General features: G+C 76.4%; 1 protein-coding gene. It reads right to left on the bottom strand.

What is annotated here, in order from left to right; translation table 11 throughout:
- On the bottom strand, positions 1-539 hold a 539-nt coding region (locus tag FV222_RS28685), incomplete at its 3' end, for an acyltransferase family protein (protein WP_147816503.1).
- Between the last annotated feature and the right edge of the window lie 32 nt (positions 540-571).

The raw sequence follows: 571 nt of genomic DNA, 5'->3' as shown, positions 1-571 counted from the left end.
GGCCTGCGCGGTCCGCCCTGCAGCCAGCGCAGCACCGGCCGCTCGACGCGGCGGTGGAAGACCTCGGTCGCCGCGACCGAGACGGCGACGAGGAGCAGCGCCAGCGGCCAGAGAAGCCCGGCGCCGAGCGGCAGCCGCGGCAGGATCGCCTTGGCGGCGAGGAAGACGAAGGGGTGCAGCAGGTAGAGCGCGTAGGACGCGTCGCCGATCCGCGCGATCGCCCGGAACGGAGGCGCATCGAAGCGCAGGTCGCCCAGGACCACGCCGGCGACGACCAGCACCGCGCCGCCGCCCCAGACCAGGGTGCGCGCCCAGCCGTAATTGCCGGGCGCGTCCGACCCGGCGAACCCGGACAGGTCGATCGTCGCCCACACGGCGAGGCCGAGGCCGCAGAGCAGGACGCCGCCCGCGCGCCCGAGCCGGACGCCTCGGCGGAACAGCAGCGCCAGGCCGACGCCGGCGGCGAATTCGAGGACGATCGGGCGCAGCCAGAACCGGAGCTGGTCGAGGGCCGGCGGCCACAGCCAGGCCAGGGCCACGCCGCCGGCCCTCGACCAGCTCCGGTTCTGGC

This window comes from Methylobacterium sp. WL103 (genome assembly GCF_008039885.1).
GTDB classification, from domain to species: domain Bacteria; phylum Pseudomonadota; class Alphaproteobacteria; order Rhizobiales; family Beijerinckiaceae; genus Methylobacterium; species Methylobacterium cerastii.
Note: the sequence above shows the minus strand (reverse complement) of the source record. Positions and strands in the feature narration are given on the sequence as shown.